We start from the raw sequence: 17364 nt of genomic DNA, 5'->3' as shown, positions 1-17364 counted from the left end.
TTGGCACCTAAGAGACGACGTTTGAGCGGCCGGAATGTGAAAGTTTGACCCGACCGAACCTTCGCCAGGTGCATCCGAGAGTTTGCACCTGGCGCATGCAGGCGGCCCTTGCTCCTGACTGAGCAACCTTTCCAGCGTTGGGCAGAAACGTTAGCCAACGTTGATACCAACGTCCGATGGCTTATAGACCTTGAGTTGCGTGCACCCTCAGACTGCCGGCGGGTTCAATCGCGCGAAGCCTTCCTGGCGGCGGTAAGGAAAGTACGGGTAGGGCGCCGTGACAGCACTGGCCGCATCCAGGCGCGCTATTTGATCTGGGGTAAATGCCCAACCGACAGCACCCAGGTTCTGGTGCAACTGCTCCTCGTTGCGGGCGCCGATAATGACTGATGACACCGTCGGCCGTTGCAGCAGCCAGTTGATGGCGATTTGCGGTATGGTCTTGCCAGTTTCGTTCGCGATCTCATCAAGGGCGTCCACGACGCGGAACAGGTGGTCATCGTCGACCGGAGGACCGAAGGCGGCGGTCTCGTGCAGCCGGCTGCCCTGCGGCAGCGGCTGTCCCCGCCGGATCTTCCCGGTCAGCCGTCCCCAGCCGAGCGGGCTCCACACCAGGGCTCCGACACCCTGATCCAGACCGAGCGGCATGAGCTCCCATTCGTAATCGCGCCCGACCAGAGAATAGTAGACCTGGTGGGCCACGTAGCGCGGCCAACCATGCCTATTGGCAATCGCCAGCGACTTCATCACCTGCCAGCCCGAGAAGTTGGACACGCCGACATACCGGATCTTGCCGGCCCGGACGAGATCGTCGAGGGTCGCCAGCACCTCCTCGACCGGCGTGCCTGCATCAAAGGCATGCAATTGCAGGAGGTCGATGTAGTCGGTGCCGAGCCGGCGCAGGGCCGCCTCGCAGGCCCTGATCAGACGGGAGCGGGAGGAGCCTGCATCATCCGGCCCGTCCCCCATCGGAAGGCTGGTCTTCGTCGAGATCATCACCCGGTCACGGCGGCCCTTGATGGCGGCGCCCAGGACCTCCTCGGACGCTCCATTGGAGTAGACGTCGGCTGTATCGAACAGCGTCACACCGGCCTCAAGACAGATGTCGATCAGCCGACGTGCCTCCTGCGCATCCGTTTGGCCCCAGGCGCCGAAGAGGGGGCCCTGACCGCCAAAAGTACCGGCGCCAAAGCTTAGGGCCGGAACCTGTAAGCCAGAGGCTCCCAAACGTCTGTATTCCATGTCGAGCTCCTGTTCTGCACTGCGTAGGTGTGTTGACGGGAGGAGACATGAGCTATTCACTGTTGTTTGCGTAGGCGGCTCCTTCTACTATCATCCATAAGCAGGACTTTGAGATGGACGCTGATGGACCGTTTCGCGGCGATGGCTACCTTCGTGCGGGTGGCGGAATTGGGCAGCCTGTCGGCGGCCGCCCGTGAGCTCGGCCTGACCCAGCCGGCTGTGAGCCAGCAGATCGCGGGCCTCGAGCGTCATCTCCGGACCCGCCTGCTCAACCGCAGCACGCGAAAGCTGACGCTGACGGCAAGCGGGGAGACATACCTTTCCCGGGCCCGGCAGATCCTCGACGAGGTGGCCGAGGTCGAGGACGACCTTCTCAGTCTCTCAAGCGAGCTCAAGGGCAGCCTGCGCGTGCAGGCACCCAGCGGACTGGGACAGAGGTACCTTGCCCCGCTCATTGTGGAGTTCCACCGCCAACATCCGGGTCTCACGGTTGAACTGATCCTCGACGACCATCTGGCCGATCTGATTGAGGAAGGCGTGGACGTGGCGTTGCGTCTTGGAGCACTCGCTTCCGCTAGTCTCGTTGCGCGGAAACTCGGATCCATCTCGCGCATCCTCGTCGCTTCACCGGGCTATGTCGCAGCCCATGGCAGTCCGGCGACGCCGGACGAACTCGCCCGGCACGACCATGTCCGCTTCAGTTGGACGGCTGCGGGCGAGCATCTGACCCTGATCGGTCCTGAGGGCCCAGTCACCGTCGATGTCAGATCAAGCTTCCGGGCCAACAACTCGTTCGTTCTCGTGGAGGCGCTGCGAAGGGGGCTCGGCGTCGGCGGAGTGCAACTGCCGTTGGTTCAGGACCTGCTTGAGAACGGCGAGCTAGTGCGGGTGATGGAAGACTATGCCTACCCCCCGATGGACCTGCATGCGGTCTATGCGTCAAGGCGTTTCGTCCCCCGCAAGGTCCGGGCTCTTGTCGATCATCTCATTGCAGGTCTGGCGCAGGTCCCTGGACTGGAGCTGCCACCGCGTTCTGCTGAGGGGCGATTGTGAGCCGAGGGCTCACTTTGTTGCTTCAGACAAGGTGCGGAGCGTTGGTTGTATTTGACGTCCAACACCGCATCACAACATTCCTTAGCGCAGGAACTGAGCGATCTCGCATTCGACTGCGCGGCATTAGATTGGAATGGGGATGCCGGCCGATAAACATGAGGAAGGGTCGCTTCTGGCACATCCCGGAAGTAGATTGAATGTCAGCTTAGGGCAGGAACACCGGACGCTCCTGAAGATCGAGGAATTCCTTGGTCTGACCCTTTCCAGACTTCAACCCCGGAATGCGATAGAAGCCCAATTGCCTGATGCTGATCGTGCCTGCACTGGCATGGTCGGCCAGGACCTCGATGATTCGGCATTCAGACACTGTTTGTTGTTACCGGCGACCCTCGCCTCACGCTGCGTCCCGCAGGGCGTCAGGCGGGCTATCTTGTCCTTCACCTCGTCGAGGTGGGCCTTGGTGATGTTATGTGCTCGTCGCGGCACAGAGCTATTGCGGCGCGAATGGATTCCTGAACCCGCCCGCCCGCGCCGGTGCCTTGGGCGGGTGGTGCGTGGCCAGATAATCGAGGATTAGGGCGCGGTCGGCGCCCTGGATGTCGGGCATACCGTGCCGCTCGGTCATCCAAGTCAGTGTCTCGTCCCACTTATCCCGGGTCATGCCCTGGTTCGACACCAGCCTGTAGCCATGGCACGCCGTGCACATGCCAAACGTCTCGTCCCGTCCGGGGCCCTCCGGCAGATCCTCGACCCGCTCGTCCTTGGGTGTGAATGCAGGTGCCGGCGCTTGGGCCTGAGCCTGCGCAGCCATGATTGAGGTGCCGACCGCGAGCGCGGCCAGCCACCGCACAATATGTGTCATAGCCTCAGCCCACTAGGACGGCCACCCGGTGCATGGCGTTGCCACCATAGCCTTGTGGGTTCCAGTTAGTGGCGACCGGCGGCTGCATTTTGCCGTTCGAGTCCGTGGCGCGCGTCCAAATCTCATAATAGCCGTCCGACGGCAGCGCCACGGTCGCCGTCCACCGGTTCCAGTCGTAGCGATTGCGGGTGGGAGCGAGCGTCGCCGGCGTCCAGCTCTGGCCGGCATCCGTCGAGACATCGACGCGGCTCACCATGAGATCGCCGGCCCAGGCGGCGCCCCGCAGGGCGACCTCCCGCGTCCCGGCCGGCAGCCTCGTGCCGTTGGCTGGGTTGGTGATGATGCTGCGTACGGGCATGGATTCGAGGATGCGGAAGTCCTTCTCGTCCGCCTTGCCGCCGGGCACCATGGGCGTGTTCGGCACCCGGTAGGAGGTGCCGGTCATACCCTGGCCGTCATGCTCGCGGTCCCGGATCGTGATCCGGGTCAGCCACTTGTGCGACAGCGAGCCCGGCCAGCCGGGGATGACCAGGCGCAGCGGCCCGCCATGGATGGTGGGCAGGGGCTCGCCGTTCATGGCGTAGACGATCAGGCTGTGCGGCTCCATCGCCTTGGCGATGGACATGCCGCGGGAAAGCGAGTCCTTGGTAGTGTCGCCTGAGAGGTGCGGGTCGGCGCCATAATGGGCGGTGTACTTCGCCGTATCCTTCAGCCCTGCGGCCTGGAGGACCTCCCCGAGAGGAATGCCAGTCCATTCGGCACAGCCTGCACCGCCGTTGGTCCATTGGTTGCCGCGGGCGGGCGGCTGGAAGAACGAGCGGCCATTGCCGCCGCACTCGAGCACCATGCGATAGGTCTTGGGCTGAAAGCGGGACTTCAGCTCGGCCAGCGTCAGCTCAAGCCGGTTGTTCACCTCGCCGTCAATGGTGAGCTTCCAGGCGTCCGGGTTCGCCGTAGCTTCTGGGATCTGGCCGTTGTTGCGGATGAAGAACTTCGAGATCGGCGTGGTCTCGTCATCGAGCAGGTGCTCGGGCGTCTCGGCGACCAGCGGCCGTTCACCAAGAACGACGAGACCCTTCTCCTTGCCGGGATAGTCGAGGGGCTGTGGTCCCTGGGGCTGGGCAGCCCCGCCTGATGCCGGAGCCCCCTGCGCCAGGGCTGATGGGATCGGTGCGCCCGATAGGTTTGGTGAAGGGTGGACGCTGGCGCCCACCGCGGCTCCGAGGCCTACCAGAGTGACCCCACCCAGGAGGTCGCGGCGGTTGATCCCTCTGGGCTCCAGATCATTGATGGGTGGCACTTGGGGCGACCGCTCGATTTCGCGTGTCATGGACATTCCTCCGCACGCCCCTGTCGCGCCTGGGCCCGTGGCCGCCGCGTCGTTTGCCTCATGGTAAGATGAGAAGTTTGGCCCGTGAAGAAGGGCTTAAGTGCTACCCAGCCCAGCCCGTGAGTCGGCCGGCGACTCCGCCACGAAGCGCGTGATTGCCCCTGCCAATGCTTCCCGAGAGATCTCACCGACACGCACAGGCCGGAGCTTCCGTCTGGTCCGATGAAGAACGTCAGCAGCAGGCTGGGCATAGCGTAACAGCGTGCCACATCGTGGCGAGGATCGAGGAACACGTTCGGCAACATGAACCTGAATCAACGTTCCCCGGCCAGCGTGCAGGTCTACGAACCTGGAGGTTCGGAACTGGCACACCTGAGACATAGGCGCTTGGTCCGCTCCGGCACTCAAGAGCCGACGTTCGTTGAGCGGCCGGAGCGTGGAAGTTTGACCCTGAGGAGACCTTGGAGAGGACTTGCTATGCTCACGTCAAAGAAGACTGGCTTCCCGTAGCGGTGCTTGCACGAAAGAGCGCGTTGCCGAATATAGGCTAATGAGCCTGCCGGATTGGACAACCCTGCGTATCTTTCTCACTGCGATCGAATGTGGGAGCGTCACGGCTGCCGTTAGACCCTAGCTCCGAGGCTCGATGCCCCATAACGACGAACCTCTGTCGTCATCCACGGTGAGACATAGCCACGATCAGCTTCCTCAATCAGATCGCCGGGAGGGAGAAGCGCGTCAATCTTATCAAGCGTCGACGTATCCAGTGTCGTGTCGAAGCCGGCTTGCATCTCCTTATATTGCTCAAGCGTCCGCGGACCAAGGATCACTGACGTGACCGCTGAGTGTGCGAGTGGAAATGCCTGTGCCATATGCAAACGCTAACCGGAGTCGGACGCGAGCAGAATGTATGTCGCCTGACGACATTGATTATCGGCCGAGAAATAGGCAATGCAGCTAAGCCTTTGATCACCTGAGAACTTTTGGGTGCTTCGGAGCGTGTCGTGGCCAAGAAATCAGGAGCGACAGAGAGGTATCGTTCTGAGTTTGTCCGGTTTACCGAGGTTTATTGCACAAACCTTGCGCGCTTCCCTAGTGATCGTTTCAATCAGGTCCTCTTCGCCTCTATCTACGTTCCCGTGACAGAGCCACTGGGGCTACGTGCAAACGCAAGCCGGCTCGTGCAACAAAGCGGCTGAATGAGCTTTCACAAAGCGCTTAGTGGGATCCGGATCAGCTTCGAGCACTTCCTCAGCAAGAGCGCTCCGCACCTCAGCATCGGTTGGAACGTTTGCGCCCTGTCGCGTGCAGGTGATGGACGACGCCGCAACTGCATATCGGAGGGTCTGCTGCAATTCGGCGACGGTCAGGTCCTGAAACCGGCAATGAGGCAGACGCCCGATCTTGGCAAGGTAGGCCAAGGCAGCCGCATGGAAGGTGTCTCCCGCTCCGACGGTATCGACAACGACGACCTTACGACCTGGGACCACGACAGGCATCTGTCCGCGAAGATAGCCCGTTGCGCCGGTTGCTCCATGTGTCACCAGGATCAGTGAGGGGCCGGCCGTGTGCCACCTCCGCACAAGGTCTTCGACATCGATGTCCGGGCCATAGGCTGTAACAAGATCCTCATCGCTTGCCTTGATGATGTTGGCATAAGGAAGGAAAGCCTCGAAGCGATAACGCCATTCCTTCAGGTCAGGGGTTACTGTCGGCCGGACATTCGGATCAACGGAGATCGTCAGACGTCCCGCCTCCCGTCTGGCCAAAGCGAGATAGGTATCTGCGACCGGCGCAACAGCCATCGTATATGAGCCGAACGTGATAGCCTCAATGGTGTCAGGAAGCATTGGCGGCAAATCTGCCTCCGTCACTTGACGATCAGCTTTGCCTTCGCCGTGAAAGGAATAGGCCGGATGACCAGTATCATCGGTTGCCACGACGCTGATCGTTGTCAGCCGCTCCGAGCGGACAGCGTAGGCGAGATCTACATCCTCGGATGCAAGCGTTTCCGCTAAAGCATGGCCGAAATGATCCGTCGAAATGCCTCCGTAGAAAGAGGAGTGTTCGCCGAGGCGCGACAGTGCAATGGCGACATTGAAGGGCGATCCGCCAAGGGCGATCTCCGTCTTGAGGCGGCCCAATGGATCGTCATGAACAAAAAGGTCGATCAGGGCTTCACCGCAAACGAGGATCATGCTCGCATCTCACACAGTTGGGAAATCGGCAGACAATCGATCGGGGTCTGAGCCCGGGCCGGACACTCGGCGCATCAAACCTCCTCCTTGAACAGGACATCGCGATCGAGAAGATATTTCGCGAAGAGCGGAAGGCTGGCTCCTCCGATCGCGCGGGCGTTGGCGCCGATGGAGCCCTCATGAATCTGAAACGGTGAAAGGCCCTGAAGATCGATCTCGGCAATCCGCTCGCGTGTTCGCGCCACTAGCCGACAACGAACATCGGGGGGAAAGGCGCCATCGATGATCGCCGCTCCGAAATCAATGACCGAAACGGACGCTACAATGGCATGGGCCAACCCATAGGCAGCTTCGTCGATCCACTCGTCGAGCAACGGGCCGATGGGTTGCCACTTCGACGGAGTTTGGAAGATCGACAATGGATCATGGCCCTTGGAGGCAAGACGCTCCTCAAGGCGCACCAGAGATGCCAGTGCAATGAGTTGCTGTGAGCCGCCGGCGCTCTCGATTCCTGCGCCTTTGTAACACGGGATGGGCATTGATCCGACAGCCCCAGCATTGCCAAATCGGCCGGGATAGAGGCTTCGCCCCAGAACGATCCCGCCGCCGATGAAGGAGCCAACGAAGAAATAGGCGAAGTCAGGATGCTCGCGCCCGATCCCGAAAGTGAGCTCGGCGCCACAGGCGGCCGTAGCATCGTTGGACACGATAACGGGAAGGGGACTCAGGGCGCTGATCTCCGTTTGCATGTCAAAATTGCGCCAGGCGTCCAGCACCTCCTGTGGCGCGCCCAATGCCTGCGTCCAGTTCCAGAGCTCGTACGGAGTGGCGACGCCAATCCCGGCAATGCGTTGGAGTTCCGCATCGCTGAGGCCCTTGGTGATTTCCGCCAGGCCGCTGCCCAGCTTTGCGAGCAACCCTGCCGGGGTTGGATAGGGATAGGCCCAATGAATGTCGCAGCAGACAGTCCCGGCAAAGTCCATGAAGACCAGGTTGGCACTCCGGCGCCCAATCTTAAGGCCGATGGAATAAGCACCGGTCGGATCGATTTGGAGAGGAACGGAGGGCTGGCCGACGCGACCCCGCTGTGGCGACATCCGCAAGAGCAAGCCGTCCGCCTCAAGGGCTCGCACGATTACGGAGACAGTCTGGGCTGACAGGCCCGTTGCCCGCGTGATGTCAGCCTTGGATAGGTTCTCGTGCCGGCGGACGAGGGAGAGGATCAGGCGTTCGTTATAGGCGCGGACACCCGTGAGATTGCTACCCCTCGCCCTGTCGTGGGTCGCAGTGTGAGCCATGCCAGATGCGAAAACCATCAGTGCCGTCCGGTGTCGGTTCGCCCGGCTGGGCGCGCTTCAATGGCGACCTTCAGGAGCCGGGTCGCTGGGCTCGTTCTAATCCAGCCCTTCGGTAGACACAAAGAAAATGGCTAGGCTAGCAGCTCCTGTCAATTGATAATTCATATTGATTTAATTATTGACAACCTCCTCTTTTGGGGTGAGGCTAGGTCAAAAGAACAACCCTCGGCTTGGCCAGATCGCCAGGAGAGAGGGCGCCCCCGACCCTTGGGAGGGAAGCATGCCGGGTGAGACCGCAAGACACTCTCTTTTGGAGATGCGTAACATCTCCAAGACATTTGCAGGCATCAAGGCGCTGCGAGGCGTTTCGCTCGACTTGCACGCTGGAGAAGTCCACTCGCTCATGGGCGAGAACGGCGCCGGCAAATCAACCTTGATGAAGATTCTGGCGGGAGCCTACATACCCGATCCAGGATCGGAGATCTTGATCAATGGCGCACCGGTCCAGATCCAGGGGCCGATGGCCGCCAAGGCGCTTGGCATTTCCATTATCTATCAGGAGTTGGCGCTCTCTCCCAACCTCAGCGTTGCCGAGAACATCTATCTGGGCCGTGAACTTCGCCGGGCGGGCTTTGTCGACCGCCAGGCCATGATCGCACAATCCGATAATGTCCTGAGCCGTCTGGGCGCTCCCTTCACGGCGAGCGCTCTTGTGCGTGGCCTCTCGATTGCCGAGCGGCAACTGGTGGAGATCGCGCGCGCCATCCATGCCAATTCCCGTATTCTTGTCATGGATGAGCCTACCACGACCCTCTCCGAGCGCGAGACGGACAAGCTGTTCGGCGTTGTTCGGCAGCTCAGAGCTGATGGCCTTGCCATCGTCTACATCAGCCACCGCATGAATGAAGTCTACGCATTGTCTGACCGAGTTTCAGTGCTGCGTGACGGCTCCTATGTGGGGACGCTCGATCGCGAGGATATTCTCCCTGAGGCCGTGGTTCAGATGATGGTCGGGCGTGATCTCTCATCATTCTATAAGAAGGAGCATGACGCCCGTGGATCTCGCGGGAAGGTCATCCTCTCGGTTCGCAACATCGGTGACGGCCGTCGTGTTTTCGACAACTCGTTCGACCTGCATGAGGGCGAGGTCTTGGGAATTGCAGGCCTGGTGGGTTCCGGGCGAACCGAACTGGCCCGCCTGATCTACGGCGCGGATGCTCGCCTGTCCGGCACTCTGACGTTGGATGGACAGCCTTGCGCCATCAATAGTCCGGTCGACGCCATCCGCTCTGGAATCGTCTACTTGACCGAGGACCGCAAACAACTCGGCCTGTTTCTCGACATGTCGATCAAGGACAACATCAACCTCGGCGTGATCGGCCGGGATGCGCATCCGGGCGGCTTCCTCAATGCAAAGCGCGCACGTGAACGGGCAACTCAGGCCATCCAATCCATGGCGATCCGGACACCTTCAGCCTCGGTCTCTGTCGGAGGCCTTTCGGGCGGCAACCAGCAAAAGGTGCTTCTATCGCGTCTCCTGGAGACGAAGCCACGGGTGCTCCTCCTCGACGAGCCGACCCGCGGTGTCGACATCGGCGCGAAATCCGAGATCTACAGGTTGATCGACAATCTTGCGAAGGCCGGCGTCGGCGTCATCGTAATCTCGTCCGAACTGCCGGAGATTATCGGAGTTTGCGACCGTGTCCTCGTCATGCGTGAAGGGCGCATCGCAGGCGAGGTCGGCGGCCCCGACGGGCTACCGGTCACCCAGGAAAACATCATCGCCATCGCGACATCTGCAGCCGCCATTGCCGCCTAAGGCCCATTTTGCGAAAGACTGAAGCCATGACCATGATTTCATCAGCTCCAGTGGCTCCAATTCCGGGAAAGCGCCTGGAGTTTGCCACAGCCGTTCAAGCGCTCGGCATGCTGCCGGTACTAGTCCTGATCGCGATCCTGTTCCAACTGCTTTCTGGTTATTCAGAGTCGGGCAGCGTCGTCGATGCGTGGTCGAGCGGCCGATTCATGAGTTGGCAGAACCTTGCCATCGTCATGCAGCAGGCTTCCATCAACACTGTTCTCGCGGCTGGAATGACCTTTGTCATCCTGACAGGCGGTATCGATCTTTCGGTCGGCTCGGTTTTAGCCGCGTCGGCGATGGCTGCCATTTATGCTTCGCTCATTCCGGGCTGGGGCCTTCTCGGAATTCCGGCGGCGCTTCTCATCGGTGGCGCGCTCGGTCTTGCCAACGGTATTCTCATCGCATTCCTGCGCCTGCCGCCATTCATCGTGACCCTCGGAGCCCTCACCGCTGTGCGCGGCCTGGCCCGGTTGATGGGCAACGACACCACGGTCTTCAACCCGAGTCTCTCCTTTGCCTTTATCGGCAACGGAACGCTCTTTGGCGTTCCGTGGCTCGTGATCATCGCGGCTTTGGTTGTGGTCGCGTCCTGGGTCATCCTGCGCCGGACCATCCTTGGTGTGTATATCTACGCTGTCGGCGGCAATCCGGACGCGGCACGCCTGTCCGGGATCAAGGTCTGGATCGTCCTCCTGTTCGTATATGGCCTGTCGGGCCTCTTGGCGGGCTTGGGTGGCGTCATGTCAGCCGCACGCCTTTTCGCGGCGAACGGGGTTCAACTCGGGCAATCCTATGAGCTCGACGCCATCGCGGCTGTGATCCTCGGCGGAACCAGTTTCGTGGGCGGAATCGGATCGATCTGGGGCACGCTGATTGGAGCCTTGATCATCGCCGTGCTGTCGAACGGGCTGATCCTGATCGGCGTCTCGGACATCTGGCAGTTCATCATCAAGGGGTTCGTGATCATCGGTGCGGTTGCGCTCGATCGTTACCGCCTGTCCGGTTCTGCCCGGACATAACAGTCACCTTGCGCGAGATGCGGTCGACTCCTGCGAGGAAGCACTTTCCGACCGAGCATATGGAGGACACTCATGAAGAAGGCACTTCTCACTGCTGCCGCCATCATCGCCTTGTCGGCGGGGGGTGCATCGGCCAAGGAGCTCAAGTCGATCGGCATCTCGCTCGGCTCCATGGGCAACCCGTTCTTCGTGGCTCTCGCCAAGGGCGCGGAGGCGGAGGCCAAGAAGATCAATCCGAACGTCAAGGTCAACGCGGTCGGCTACGACTATGACTTAAACAAGCAGTTCAACCAAATCGACAACTTCATTGCAGCAGGCGTCGACATGATCCTGCTCAATCCTGGCGACCCGAACGCGATCGAGCCGGCGATCAAGCGCGCGCAGGCCGCGGGGATCCTCGTCGTGGCCGTCGATACGGCGGCCAAAGGCGCCGACATCACCGTCACGACCGACAACACCCAGGCGGGAGAGATTGCCTGCCAATACATCGTCGACAAGCTCGGCGGCAAGGGCGACGTCATCATCCAGAACGGACCCCAGGTCTCTGCTGTCATCGACCGCGTAAATGGCTGCAAGAAGGTGCTGGGCGCGGCTTCCGGCATCAAGGTACTGTCCAGCGACCAGGATGGCAAAGGCTCACGCGAGGGCGGCCTGGCGGTGATGCAGGGGCAACTCACCCGCTACCCGAAAGTCGACGCTGTCTTCACGATCAACGACCCCCAGGCGATCGGCTCTGATCTCGCAGCCAAGCAGATGAACCGGTCGAACATCGTCATCACATCCGTCGATGGCGCCCCTGATATCGAGGCGGCGTTGAAGGGCAACACGATGGTGCAGGCCTCCGCGAGCCAGGATCCCTATGCAATGGCGCAGTTGGGTGTCCGACTCGGTCATGACGCGCTCAATGGCAAGAAGTCCGAGCAGACCGTCACCTTGCTTCCCTCCAAACTCGTGACGCGTGAGAACGTGAACGAGTACAAGGGATGGCAGGCGGTCCGCTGATCAGCCGCTCAACATGGCAGCCGTGCATAAGAACGACGGTTGGGCAGGTCACACGAGCGTGTGATCAGCACTGGATCTTGCTACAGGCCTTCGACAAAGTTTTGGTTGAAAGCTACGTAGATATGTAGCAAAGTCGTCACCTGACAGCTCTAGGGCTGTTTCCTCCCTGACTAGGCGGGCGCTGGGATCCTTCGCAGCGTCCGTCCTTTTTCGAACGAGGTCCCATGTACCACCATGCTGCGACGCTTCCGTTGCCCGAACGGACGCCCGTTCCGGTGTTCGACCTTGTCATTGCCGGCGCCAGCGGCGATCTGGCCCTGCGCAAGCTCTTCCCGGCGCTCGTGCAGCGGGTGTCCGAGGGCGTGATTCCAGAGGCCAGTCGTATCGTCGGAATCGTACGTTCCGGCGAGGCAGAGGAGAGCCTGAAGGCCGGCACCGCCGCCCGGCTCAAGGAGCAGGGCCTGACAGCTTCCGACATCGACAGCTTTCTGAAGCGCCTCACCTATGTGCGGGCTGATGTCTCAGACCCAGCCACCATGGCGGACCTGAGCGCCCGCCTCGATGATCCAGGTCGCGTGCGCGCCTTTTATCTCGCCACTCCACCTGACCTGTTCATCCCTGCGGCCCGCTCGCTCAAGAGCGCCGGGTTGCTCGAGCACGATAGTCGTCTGATCTTGGAAAAGCCCCTTGGTCGGAACTTGGCTTCAGCCCGGGCGATCAATGACGCCGTGGCCGAGGTTTTGCCCGAGAGCCGCACCTACCGCATTGATCATTATCTCGGCAAGGAAACTGTTCAGAACCTCCTCGTGCTGCGCTTCGCCAACAGTTTGTTCGAGCGCTCCTGGTCGCAACGCGACATCGATCATGTCCAGATCACCGTGGCTGAGACTGTTGGTCTGGAGCAGCGGGCTGACTACTACGACCGCGTGGGTGCGCTCCGGGACATGGTGCAGAACCACGTGCTGCAGCTCCTGTGCCTGTTCGCCATGGAGGCGCCAAACACCCTTGATGCCGACGCAGTGCGCGACGAGAAGGTTCGCGTATTGCGGGCGCTGCGGCCGATCCAAGGTCGCGACGTGCTCCGGCACACCGTGCGCGGGCAATACACGGCCGGCTCGATCGCGGGCCAGCCGGTGCCGGGCTATGTGGACGAGCTCGGGCGCGAAAGTGGGACCGAGACCTTCACGGCCCTGCGCTGCGAGATCGACACATGGCGCTGGGGTGGGGTTCCGATCTACCTGCGCACTGGCAAGCGCATGGGGGCACGCTGCTCCGAGATCGCGATCACGTTCAAGAGCGTGCCGCACTCGATCTTCCGGGGCAATCCTGAACCCAACCGGCTCGTCATTCGAGTGCAGCCGGACGACGGTGTGCAGCTGCAGTTCATGATGAAGGTTCCGGGCAGCGGGCGCCTCAAGCTGGTGCCCCGCATGCTTGACCTGCGTTACAACACTGCCTTCGGCGAGCGCACCCCCGATGCCTATGAGCGCCTTCTGACGGACGTCATCCGCGGCGATCAGACCTTGTTCATGCGTCGCGATGAAGTCGAGGCAGCCTGGGGCTTTGTCGATCCTATCATTGAGGGCTGGAGCGAACATTATGCAGCGCCCCACCGCTATGCGGCCGGCACTTTCGGGCCATCGCAAGCGGTCGGCATGATCGAGCGCGATGGCCGCAGCTGGGCCGAGCCGGAGGCCCAGGGGTGACCGGGGCGGCCTTCGATCTCGTCCGCGGACCCGACCTGCGGCAGGTTTCGCAGCGGTTGGCGGACGACATGGCCGGCGTCCTCCGACAGGCTGTCCGTGAGCGGGGCAGGGCAGTCCTTGCCGTGCCCGGCGGCACCACACCGCGGGAGTTCCTGACGCTCCTCGGCCAGCACGATCTCCCCTGGCCGGGCATTGTGGTTATGCCTACGGACGAACGGGACGTTCCGCCGGACGATCCCCGCTCCAACGAGCGCATGATCTGTGAGTGCCTGCCCCAGGTGCGGAATAACCTTGTACCGCTCCGGACTGCGACCGGTTCGCTGGACGAAACCGTCACAGCCTTAAGCAAGCACGTGGCTTCTTTCGGGCTTCTCGATGCAGTCGTCGTTGGCATGGGCACGGATACGCATATTGCGTCCCTGTTTCCGGGCGACCCACACCTCGAGCGAACGGCGTGGGAGCGCGCACCAGCAGTCCTTGCCGCTTATCCAGCCAACCTGGAGCCAAGACTATCGCTCTCACCCTTGGTTCTGATGCGGGCACGCTGGAAGGCGCTGCTGATCTCCGGTCAGGACAAGCTCGCAGCCCTGACCCGCGCCCTCGGATCGACCGATTCGGTCAGCTCTCCGGTTCGTCTCCTGTTCGAGAAGGGCGTTCCACCCCGCGTCTATTGTGCCGAATGAAGGTTGCCATCATGTCGTTTGCTCCCACCTCGAAAGTTCTTGAAGACGTAGCGGCCCGCATCAGCGCCCGGTCTGGCGATCTGCGGCGGGAGTACTTGGAGCGGATCGATGAGGTGCGCCGCAGCCATCCGCCCCGGCGCAAGCTCTCGTGCGGCAACCTCGCTCATGCGGCAGCGGCGTGTTCCGCCGGCGAGAAGATGGCGGTCGCCACAGGGACGGCACCGAACCTCGGCATTGTCACTGCCTACAACGACATGCTGTCGGCGCATCAGCCCTTCGCCACCTATCCGGACCTGATCAAGGAGGAGGCGCGGGCCGCAGGCGCTACCGCCCAAGTGGCAGGTGGTGTGCCGGCCATGTGCGATGGCGTCACCCAGGGGCAGCCCGGCATGGAGCTGTCACTGTTTTCGCGGGACGTGATCGCCATGTCGACGGCGGTATCGCTCTCGCACAATGTGTTCGACGCTGCCTTGATGCTCGGGGTGTGCGACAAGATCGTGCCGGGGCTGGTGATGGGCGCACTCTCCTTTGGGCACTTGCCGGCCGTGTTCGTGCCCGCGGGTCCGATGGCAACCGGCCTGTCGAACGATGAGAAGACCCGCGTGCGTCAAGCCTATGCCACCGGCGAGGTGGGCCGGGACGCGCTGCTGGCCTCCGAGATGAAGAGCTATCACGCCCCTGGCACCTGCACCTTCTACGGCACCGCCAACTCCAATCAGATGATGATGGAGATCATGGGTCTGCACGTTCCCGGTTCGGCCTTCGTGGCACCCGGAACGCCGCTGCGCGATGCGCTCACCCGGGCGGCGGTACGCCTGTCCGTCGACGCTGTCCGAGCACCGCAGGGCGTGCGCGGATTGGGTGAGCGGCTCGGACCGACATCGTTCGTGAACGCCATCGTGGGCCTGCATGCCACCGGCGGATCGACCAACCACCTGCTGCATCTGGTCGCCATGGCGCGGACGGCCGGGCTCGTCATCACTTGGGAGGACTTCTCGGATCTGGCCGCGGTGGTTCCGCTCCTGGCCCGGATCTATCCTAACGGCCCAGCGGATGTGAACCAGTTTCATGCCGCCGGCGGCATTGCCTTCGTGATCCGCGAGTTGCTGCGCGGAGGTCTTCTGTTCCGCGATGTCGAGACGATGGCGGGCAGCGATCTGGCAGCCTATGCTCGCGAGCCTTGGCTCCAGGACGGGGAACTCGCCTACCGGGACGTGACCGGCAACGTGATCGAGCCGTCGATTCTGCGGCCGATCGATGACCCGTTTCAGGCAACTGGGGGACTGGCCTTGCTCACTGGCAATCTCGGCCGGGCCGTGATCAAGACATCGGCTGTAAAGCCTGAGCGGTTGGCGCTCACGGCGCCCGCACGGGTGTTTGAGAGCCAGGAGCAGTTTATCGACGCGTTCAAGGCCAACCAATTCGACCGGGACGTCATTGTGGTCGTCCGCCAACAGGGACCAAAGGCGAACGGCATGCCGGAGCTCCATGGGCTCATGCCAGCGCTGGGCGCCCTCGAAAGCCGGGGCCTGCGGGTGGCGCTGCTCACCGACGGGCGCCTGTCGGGCGCGTCGGGCAAGATCCTCAGCGCGCTCCACGTGACGCCGGAGGCTGAGAGCGGGGGACCGATTGGCCTGATCCAGAACGGCGATGTGATCACGATCGATGCCGCCGCCGGCCGCCTGGAGCTTGCCGTGGATGCCGCAACGCTCGCTGCGCGGGTGCCGGTCCGGTCGAACTCGGCGGCCGCGGACGCGTCTTTGGGCCGAGACCTCTTCTCGGTGTTCCGCACGAGCGTCGGCCGGGCCGATCTCGGCGCCGCCACGTTCTGGCCGGAAGCCGCCTGACATAAGCCGTCGGCCTCAATCGGACGAGGACCTGGGGCCATAGCCGGTCGGCCCCAATCCAATAACGGAGAACCGTTGTGCGAGAAAGTAACTCGATTGCGACCGTCCTGAGCCAAGCGCCCGTCATTCCGGTCATCATGATCGAGGATGTCGCTCATGCCGTGCCCCTCGCGCGAGCCCTCGTGGCCGGTGGCGTGAACGTGCTTGAGATCACGCTGAGAACAGAACCGGCGCTCGAAGCAATCCGACGCATCCGGGACGAAGTGCCCGACGCCGTTGTTGGAGCCGGAACTGTTTTGACGCCCACCCAGCTGGAGCACGTTGCCGCAACAGGCGCGGCTTTTGCCGTGAGTCCTGGCGCCACCCCGACCCTGCTCGATGCGGCCGCGACTTTGCCGGTGCCGCTGCTGCCAGGAACAGCAACAGCCAGCGAGGTCATGGCCATCCTCGAGCGCGGGTACACTCACATGAAACTGTTTCCCGCTGAGGCGGCAGGCGGTATCGCCCTGCTGAAAGCGTTGGCCTCGCCTTTGCCCGCCGCTCGCTTCTGTCCTACCGGTGGCATCGATCCGGAGAAGGCGCGTGGCTACCTCGCACTTCCAAATGTGGTCTGTGTCGGCGGCTCCTGGCTCGCACCGCGCGATACGATCCGCCAGGGCGATTGGCAGCGGATCACGGACTTGGCCCGAGCAACGCGGGGTCTCAAGACCGGTGGGACCCAATGATGGCAGACCTCATCCGCCATCAGCCCTTGGGCTGTCCGGATGGATTCCGCCACCGAAATAGCTGCCGGTCTACGATCATGAGGCCGCAAAACTGAAGTCAACCGAGGAGCATGATTGATGGTGCGTATCACTAAACAAGCCACTCAGGATGGAACGTTCACGGTCTACATCGAAGCGAAAGCGGTGGCATGGGGCCTCACCAACGCAGCTGCCGACGATCTGATCAATAAACTGCGGCGTGCCCCGGATACAGCCTATGCCAGGCTTTGAGCTCGCATTCCGTGTCCCGCCCCATCATTCCCTCGAGCAGGTCAAAATGCGCAGCCGAGCGGGCGATGTGATGGAAATGCACTGGGAGCATCGCGAGTACGGCGCCGACGGGCATCTCGTCGCGCGTTACGAGAGTTATCAGATCTTAATGATCTTCACGGAGGTGGTGTAACATAGGGTGATGTCGATCCTCATGAGGAGGCGCGCGATGGATGACGACGTTTGGCGGCCGACGCATCTAACATCCGAGCAGATGGAGGAGCGGCGT

General features: G+C 62.1%; 16 protein-coding genes. 10 read left to right on the top strand and 6 right to left on the bottom strand.

What is annotated here, in order from left to right:
- Nucleotides 1-207 precede the first annotated feature (207 nt).
- Complete coding sequence (locus tag ACS5Q1_RS31695) at nt 208-1242, bottom strand: aldo/keto reductase (protein ID WP_473101939.1); 1035 nt, start codon at nt 1240-1242, stop codon at nt 208-210.
- A 123-nt stretch (nt 1243-1365) separates the two neighbouring features.
- Between ACS5Q1_RS31695 and ACS5Q1_RS31690 the strand changes: the two genes are divergently transcribed.
- Complete coding sequence (locus tag ACS5Q1_RS31690; protein WP_473101938.1) at nt 1366-2295, top strand: LysR family transcriptional regulator; 930 nt, start codon at nt 1366-1368, stop codon at nt 2293-2295.
- A 205-nt stretch (nt 2296-2500) separates the two neighbouring features.
- Here the strand turns inward: ACS5Q1_RS31690 and ACS5Q1_RS31685 are convergent, their stop codons facing one another.
- The 5 genes from ACS5Q1_RS31685 to ACS5Q1_RS31665 form a co-directional block, all read right to left on the bottom strand.
- Nucleotides 2501-2662 carry a hypothetical protein gene (locus ACS5Q1_RS31685; RefSeq protein WP_473101937.1) on the bottom strand — a complete coding sequence of 54 codons (162 nt, stop codon included), beginning with the start codon at nt 2660-2662 and terminating at the stop codon, nt 2501-2503.
- A gap of 123 nt (nt 2663-2785) precedes the next feature.
- A complete protein-coding gene (locus ACS5Q1_RS31680) occupies nt 2786-3157 on the bottom strand; it encodes a hypothetical protein (RefSeq protein ID WP_473101936.1) in 372 nt (123 codons plus the stop codon).
- 4 nt (nt 3158-3161) lie between these two features.
- Nucleotides 3162-4487 carry a sulfite oxidase gene (locus tag ACS5Q1_RS31675; RefSeq protein WP_473101935.1) on the bottom strand — a complete coding sequence of 442 codons (1326 nt, stop codon included), beginning with the start codon at nt 4485-4487 and terminating at the stop codon, nt 3162-3164.
- Nucleotides 4488-5644: 1157 nt separating this feature from the next.
- Complete coding sequence (locus ACS5Q1_RS31670; RefSeq protein ID WP_473101934.1) at nt 5645-6685, bottom strand: carbohydrate kinase family protein; 1041 nt, start codon at nt 6683-6685, stop codon at nt 5645-5647.
- 74 nt (nt 6686-6759) lie between these two features.
- Nucleotides 6760-8001 carry an ROK family transcriptional regulator gene (locus ACS5Q1_RS31665; RefSeq protein WP_473101933.1) on the bottom strand — a complete coding sequence of 414 codons (1242 nt, stop codon included), beginning with the start codon at nt 7999-8001 and terminating at the stop codon, nt 6760-6762.
- Between the two features lie 262 nt (nt 8002-8263).
- Here ACS5Q1_RS31665 and ACS5Q1_RS31660 point away from each other — a divergent pair, with 262 nt between their 5' ends.
- From ACS5Q1_RS31660 to ACS5Q1_RS31620, 9 genes are all read left to right on the top strand, one after another.
- Nucleotides 8264-9802 carry a sugar ABC transporter ATP-binding protein gene (locus ACS5Q1_RS31660; RefSeq protein ID WP_473101932.1) on the top strand — a complete coding sequence of 513 codons (1539 nt, stop codon included), beginning with the start codon at nt 8264-8266 and terminating at the stop codon, nt 9800-9802.
- 32 nt (nt 9803-9834) lie between these two features.
- Nucleotides 9835-10863, top strand: a complete 1029-nt coding sequence (locus ACS5Q1_RS31655) for an ABC transporter permease subunit (RefSeq protein WP_473101950.1) — start codon at nt 9835-9837, stop codon at nt 10861-10863.
- Between the two features lie 72 nt (nt 10864-10935).
- Entirely contained in the window at nt 10936-11865 is a 930-nt protein-coding gene (locus ACS5Q1_RS31650; protein ID WP_473101931.1) for an ABC transporter substrate-binding protein, read from the top strand.
- A gap of 224 nt (nt 11866-12089) precedes the next feature.
- The gene (gene zwf / locus ACS5Q1_RS31645) at nt 12090-13571 is read left to right on the top strand and encodes a glucose-6-phosphate dehydrogenase (RefSeq protein WP_473101930.1); all 1482 of its coding nucleotides are present in this window, start codon (nt 12090-12092) and stop codon (nt 13569-13571) included.
- Nucleotides 13568-14254, top strand: a complete 687-nt coding sequence (locus ACS5Q1_RS31640) for a 6-phosphogluconolactonase (RefSeq protein WP_473101929.1) — start codon at nt 13568-13570, stop codon at nt 14252-14254. Before zwf ends, ACS5Q1_RS31640 begins: the two co-directional genes overlap by 4 nt.
- A gap of 11 nt (nt 14255-14265) precedes the next feature.
- Nucleotides 14266-16101, top strand: coding sequence for a phosphogluconate dehydratase (gene edd, locus ACS5Q1_RS31635; RefSeq protein WP_473101928.1), 1836 nt, complete (start codon nt 14266-14268; stop codon nt 16099-16101).
- Between the two features lie 77 nt (nt 16102-16178).
- A complete protein-coding gene (locus tag ACS5Q1_RS31630; RefSeq protein ID WP_473101927.1) occupies nt 16179-16826 on the top strand; it encodes a bifunctional 4-hydroxy-2-oxoglutarate aldolase/2-dehydro-3-deoxy-phosphogluconate aldolase in 648 nt (215 codons plus the stop codon).
- 117 nt (nt 16827-16943) lie between these two features.
- Nucleotides 16944-17096 carry a hypothetical protein gene (locus ACS5Q1_RS31625; protein ID WP_473101926.1) on the top strand — a complete coding sequence of 51 codons (153 nt, stop codon included), beginning with the start codon at nt 16944-16946 and terminating at the stop codon, nt 17094-17096.
- Complete coding sequence (locus tag ACS5Q1_RS31620; RefSeq protein WP_473101925.1) at nt 17083-17268, top strand: hypothetical protein; 186 nt, start codon at nt 17083-17085, stop codon at nt 17266-17268. The genes ACS5Q1_RS31625 and ACS5Q1_RS31620 overlap by 14 nt, the downstream gene beginning before the upstream one ends.
- The last annotated feature ends 96 nt before the right edge of the window (nt 17269-17364 follow it).

It is taken from the genome of Microvirga sp. GN3, assembly GCF_055792825.1.
Note: the sequence above shows the minus strand (reverse complement) of the source record. Positions and strands in the feature narration are given on the sequence as shown.